This window comes from Streptomyces lonarensis (assembly GCF_012033735.1).
GTDB classification, from domain to species: domain Bacteria; phylum Actinomycetota; class Actinomycetes; order Streptomycetales; family Streptomycetaceae; genus Streptomyces; species Streptomyces lonarensis.
In genome coordinates this window covers 1-5,502 of record NZ_JAAVJD010000292.1, presented here as the reverse complement: position 1 = coordinate 5,502, position 5,502 = coordinate 1, and the positions used below count along the sequence as shown (strand labels likewise).

Here is a 5,502-nt window from a genome sequence, read left to right as displayed (position 1 = left end):
GCGCGGGACTCCGCGGTCGCGGGCTGCTGCGGCCGGGTGCGCGGCGGGGGCACCGCACCGTCGACGGCGGCGGCCTCGGGACCGGGGACGGGGGCGGGGGCGTCGGCGGGCAGCGCGCCCTTGCGGTGGGCGGGGGTGTCGGCCGGGGCCGCCCACAGGTCGGCCAGCCGGTCGTCGAGCCAGGTCAGGGTGAGGGAGACCCCGGCCATGTCGAAGCTGGTGACCAGCTCGCCGACCTCGGGTTCGACGATCCGCACCCCGGCCTCACCCAGCAGGCGGGCGACGGTGCGGTAGACGACGAACAGCTCCTCGTACGTCACCGCGCCGAGACCGTTGAGAAGGACCGCCGCGCGACGGCCCGCGGGGCTGTCGACACCGTCGGGCAGCTCGGCGAGCAGCGTCTCCACCAGGAGTTCCGCGGCCTCGTCGGCGGTCGGCAGCGGCGCCTCGCCGATGCCGGGCTCGCCGTGGATGCCGAGCCCGACGGCCATGCGCCCCTCGGGGACGGTGAACAGCGGGGCGTCGGCGCCCGGCAGGGTGCAGCCGCCGAAGGCGATGCCGAAGGAGCGGGTGCGGGCGTCCGCGTGGCGGGCGGCGGCCAGGACCTCGGCCAGCGGCAGCCCCTGCTCGGCGGCGGCGGCCGCCGCCTTGAAGACCGGCAGGTCGCCGGCGATGCCGCGCCGGTCGCGCCGCTCGCCGGGCGGGGCGGCGGCGATGTCGTCGGTGACGGCGAAGGTCTCGGTGGGGATGCCGTCCGCGGTCAGCCGCTGGGCCGCCTCCCCGAAGTGGAGGACGTCGCCGGCGTAGTTGCCGAACAGCAGCAGGACCCCGGCGCCACCGTGGGCGGCGGTCGCCACCGAGCGGACCTGCCGGGCGCTGGGCGAGGCGAAGACGTTGCCGGCGGCGGCGCCGTGGGCGAGTCCTCGCCCGACCAGCCCGGCGAAGGCCGGGTAGTGGCCCGAGCCGCCGCCGATGACGACGGCCACCTGGCCGGCCGGAGTGCCGTGGGCGCGGACGACGCCGCCGTCGACGGGCCGCACCCGGGCGGCGTGGGCGGCGGCGAAGCCGGCCAGCGCCTCGTCGGCGAAGTCCGCGGGGTCGTTGTGGAGGTGGGTCACGACCGGACCTCCGGGGTGTCGCCGACCGGCGCGGAGGCGGTCCGCGGGTCCTTGGTGCGGGTGGCGATGCCGGTGATGAGCACGGCGGAGAGGAGCATGAAGAACCCGACGAGGTAGAGGGGGACGACGTAGCTTCCGGTGAGGTCGCGCAGCCAGCCGGTGACGTAGCCGGAGGCGAAGCCGGCGACGTTGCCCATGGTGTTGATGAGGGCGATGCCGGCGGCCGCGGCGGCCCCGGTGAGGAAGCGGGAGGGGACGGTCCAGAAGACCGGGAGCGCGGCGAAGATGGCGCAGGCGGTGATGGTGATGACGGCGACGGTCGCGGCCGGTGAGCCCGTCCAGAGTGCGAGGGGGACGCTGAGGCCGCCGACGACCGCGGGGCCGGCGATGTGCCAGGTCCGTGTGCCGACGCGGTTGGCGTGCCGGGTCCAGAAGAAGAGGACGACGGCGGCCGGGAGGTAGGGAATGGCGGTGATCCAGGCCTTGTCCATCACGCTGAACTCGGTGCCGAACTGCTCCTGGAAGCCGTCGATGATGGTCGGCAGGAAGAACGCCAGGGCGTAGAGGCCGTAGACGAAGCCGAAGTAGACCAGGGAGAGCACCCACACGCGGGAGCTGGTCAGGGCGCGGCGCAGGTCGCCCTTGGCGTGGTGGCGGGAGGTGCTGCCGGTCTTGCCGGCGTTCTCCGCGGCCAGCGCGCCGGTGAGCCAGTTCTTCTCGTCGCGGTTGAGCCACTTCGCGTCCTCGGGGCGGTCGACGAGGACGAAGAGCGCGGCGATGCCCAGCAGGATGGCGGGCAGCGAGACGAAGAGGAACATCACGCGCCATCCCTCCAGCCCGAACAGGCCGTGGTGGCTGATGAGCCAGCCCGCCAGCGGGGCGCCGACGACGGTGGTCAGCGGCTGGGCGAGGTAGAAGAGGCCGAGGATCTTGGCCCGGTGCTGCGAGGGCACCCACTGGCTGAGGAAGAGGATCGCGCCGGGGAAGAACCCGGCCTCGGCCACGCCGAGCATGAACCGCAGCACGTAGAGCTGTTCGCTGCTCTGCACCCAGGTGAACAGCAGCGAGACGACGCCCCAGCTGATCATGATGCGCGCCAGCCAGCGGCGGGCACCGAACCGGTGCAGCGCCATGTTGCTGGGGACCTCCAGGACGATGTAGCCCAGGAAGAAGATCCCCGAGGCGAACCCGAACTGGGCCGCGGTGAGCGCGAGGTCGTCGCCCATGCCGTTCGGCTCGGCGAACGAGATCGCGGTGCGGTCCAGGTAGTTCACGAAGAACATCAGCGCCACGAAGGGCACCAGGCGTACCGAGACCTTCCTGATGGCGGATCTCTCGACCGCGTTCGCGGTCGGGGCTTCGGCTGCACCCATGGTGACTCCTCGGCTCTCCGGACAACTCCGTCCGGGTGGTTCAGATTCGGCCGAGCCAAGGCGGCTCCTCGTCGGCCGGATTGAGCACACGCTAGACCCCGACCGGTAAATTGGTCACCAATTTACCGGCGTGACGTGGGTCACAGAATTGCAGCTGCCAATACTCCTGCTCCGGGGTGCGGCACGAGGGCCCGCTCCCCCGGCGGGTCGCACCGGCCCGAGGGGCGGGTGGGGATCTGGTGTACTAGGTCGCGTGACCAGTCAGCCCGATCAGCAGATCCCCGCCACGCCCGGCCTGGAGCAGCTCCTGCGTCCGGTGGTGCGCGAGTCCTCCGTCAGCGAGGTCGCCAAGCGGCTCCTGGACCACCTCTCCGCGGGCGACATCCGCCCCGGCACCCGGCTACCGGCGGAACGGCAGCTGGCGGAGGCACTGGGGGTGGCACGGTCCAGCGTGCGCGGGGCGCTGTCCGCCCTCGACGTGCTGGGAATCATCGAGATCCGGCCGGGCTCCGGCTCCTACGTGCGCGAGGGCACCTCGGAGTTCCTGCCGCGCGCCATCAACTGGGGTCTGATGCTGGGCCAGCCGCGCACCCAGGACCTCGTGGAGGTGCGCACCCACATGGAGGCGATCTCCGCCCGGCTGGCCGCCGAGCGCGCGACCCCCGAGGGGATCGCGCGGCTCACCGAGCACCTGGCGCACATGCGCGAGGCCGGTGACGACCGCCGGGCGTTCATCGACGCCGACATCGCCTTCCACCTGGAGACGGCGCGCATCGCGGGCAACAGCGTGCTCAGCGACATCCTCTACAGCATCCGCGCGCTGCTGCAGGTCTGGATGGAGCGGGTCAGCGACATCGAGGGCACCATCAGCGGGACCCTCTGCGAGCACGACTCGGTGCTGCGCGCCATTGCCGAGCGAGACCCGGACCGGGCGGAGCGCGCGATGGCGGAGCACATGACGATGGCCAGCGAGCGGTTGCGCGCCGCGATGGCCACCCCCGCCGCGGAAGCCGGCGAACCGGGCGCGGGCTGACCGCCGGCCCGAGCGGCGACAGTCTTCGGACGCCGACGGCGGACCGGCCGTCGGCGTCCGGCGCCGTCGCGGTGACGGCCCGTCGGGGCCGGGCACCCGAGGGGCCGGGCGTGCCGGGAGGGAGCGCCTCGCACGGTGCCGGCCCCCGGCGGTGCTGTCAGTCCTCGGGCAGCATCACCGGCTCGATGGCGTCGTACACGTCCCCCGGCCCGGGGTTGGCCGGGTCGGTCGCGCCGCCGAAGTGGTGCATGACGCCCCACACCGCGTTGAGCGCCGTCTGCACCGCGCCCTCGGCCCAGCCCGCGGTCCACGACACGTCGTCACCCGCGAGGAACAGCCCCCGCCGGTCCGCCGGGAGCCGGTCCTGCACGAAGTGCGTGAAGAGCCGCCGCTGGTAGCGGTAGTGGCCGGGCAGGTTGGCCTTGAACGCCCCCATGAACCAGGGCTCGTCCTCCCAGGAGACCGTCACCGGGTCGCCGATGATGTGCCGCCGCACGTCCACCCCGGGATAGATCTCCCGCAGCGACTTCAGCATGACCTCCAACCGCTCCGCGGCGGTCAGCGGCAGCCACTTGGAGCTGTCGTCGCACCAGGTGTAGGACAGGCACATCACCGCCGGGCGGTCCGGGCCGTTCTCCAGCAGGTAGGTGCCGCGGGTCATCCGGTCGGTCAGCGTCATCGACATGGTGTCCCGCCCGGTGGGTCGGCCGTCCGGGCCGGTCTCGGGGTCGCGCCAGAAGGGGCGGTCCACGGGGACGAAGAGCTTGGAGGACTGCATGTAGTGGGTGCGCTCCACCGCCGTCCAGTGGTCGATGGGCAGCAGCGCCTCGTCGCAGTCGATCTTCGCCAGCAGCAGCCAGGACTGCGCGGTGAAGACAGCGGCGGGGTAGGTGCGCACCGCGCCGGAGGCGTCCATGACGGTGATCGCCGTCCCGCCGTCCGGCGCGGCGGTGCGAGTCAACCGGGTGACGGCGGGACGGGGTTCACCGCCGTGCAGCGACCGCAGCGAGGTGCCGTGCGGCCAGTGGACCAGCTTGGCCGGCGCCCGGTCCCACAGCCTCTCCGGCAGCTGCTGACTCCCGCCGGTGATGCCGTGGTGGTCGTCGTCGGCGCCGGTGTACACCACCCGCAGGATCTCCAGGACGGAGTTGGGGAAGTCGGTGTCCCAGCCGCCGGTGCCGAACCCGACCTGGCCGAAGATCTCCCGGTGCCGGAAGGAGGAGAACGCCGGGGAGTCGCAGAGGAACCCGTAGAAGGTCTGGTTGTCCAGCCGCTCCACCAGCCGGGACCAGATCTCTCGGAGCCGTGCGGTGTCGCGGTGGCGGATCGCGTGCTGCACCGCGGCGAAGTCCGCGCCCTCCTCCAGGCAGGTGTTCCACGCCGCCATGACGGTGCGGTAGACCTCCGGCAGGTCGTCGAGGGTGCGGGCGTAGTGGGCGCGGCCCTTGAGGTCCACCACGGTGGAGGGGGTGGCGGGCGCCAGCGGGTTGGGGAACGGCTCGGTCCGCAGGCCGGTGAGCCCGATGTAGTGGGCCAGAGCGGTGGAGCTCGGCGGGAACCGCATGGCGCCCATCTCGGCGGTCAGCTCCGGCGGGCAGCCGGGGAAGGTGTCGGTGCGCAGCCGCCCGCCGATGCGGTCCGCCTCGTACACGACCGGCCGCAGCCCCATCCGCATCAGCTCGTGGGCGGCGACCAGGCCGGAGAGGCCGCCCCCGATGACCGCGACCTCCCGTCCGTGGGCGGTGGCGGGGACCTGCCCGAGCCCGGCGGGGTGGGCGAGCCAGTCGTCGTAGGCGAATGGGAAGTCCGGGCCGAACATCGTCAGCGGCGGCTGGTCGGCACCGGCGGGGTGCTGGTCGTCGTGGGCGGCGGTGGGCACCGTGGAGGTCATGGACGGCTCTCCTGGCACGTTCGGGGCGGCCTCTCCGGCCTGGTCGCCGCCCACGAGCTGATGCGGATGGGGCTGCGGCCGGTCGTG

Annotated in this window: 4 protein-coding genes; 1 reads left to right on the top strand and 3 read right to left on the bottom strand. The window is 73.1% G+C overall.

Annotation, left to right across the window (positions count from 1 at the left end):
- Together HCN56_RS23070 and HCN56_RS23065 are read right to left on the bottom strand one after the other, a co-directional pair.
- The coding region (locus HCN56_RS23070; RefSeq protein WP_312871393.1) for a dihydroxyacetone kinase family protein at positions 1–1,118 on the bottom strand (1,118 nt) is incomplete at its 3' end.
- Positions 1,115–2,491 (bottom strand): MFS transporter, encoded by a 1,377-nt coding sequence (locus HCN56_RS23065; RefSeq protein WP_167974206.1) that lies wholly within the window; start codon positions 2,489–2,491, stop codon positions 1,115–1,117. The genes HCN56_RS23070 and HCN56_RS23065, both read right to left, overlap by 4 nt.
- A 253-nt stretch (positions 2,492–2,744) precedes the next feature.
- Between HCN56_RS23065 and HCN56_RS23060 the strand changes: the two genes are divergently transcribed.
- Positions 2,745–3,524, top strand: coding sequence for a FadR/GntR family transcriptional regulator (locus HCN56_RS23060; protein ID WP_167974204.1), 780 nt, complete (start codon positions 2,745–2,747; stop codon positions 3,522–3,524).
- Positions 3,525–3,681: 157 nt separating this feature from the next.
- On the opposite strand, the gene HCN56_RS23055 is transcribed toward HCN56_RS23060, so the two are convergent.
- Positions 3,682–5,415 carry a flavin monoamine oxidase family protein gene (locus HCN56_RS23055; protein ID WP_167974202.1) on the bottom strand — a complete coding sequence of 578 codons (1,734 nt, stop codon included), beginning with the start codon at positions 5,413–5,415 and terminating at the stop codon, positions 3,682–3,684.
- Positions 5,416–5,502 lie beyond the last annotated feature (87 nt).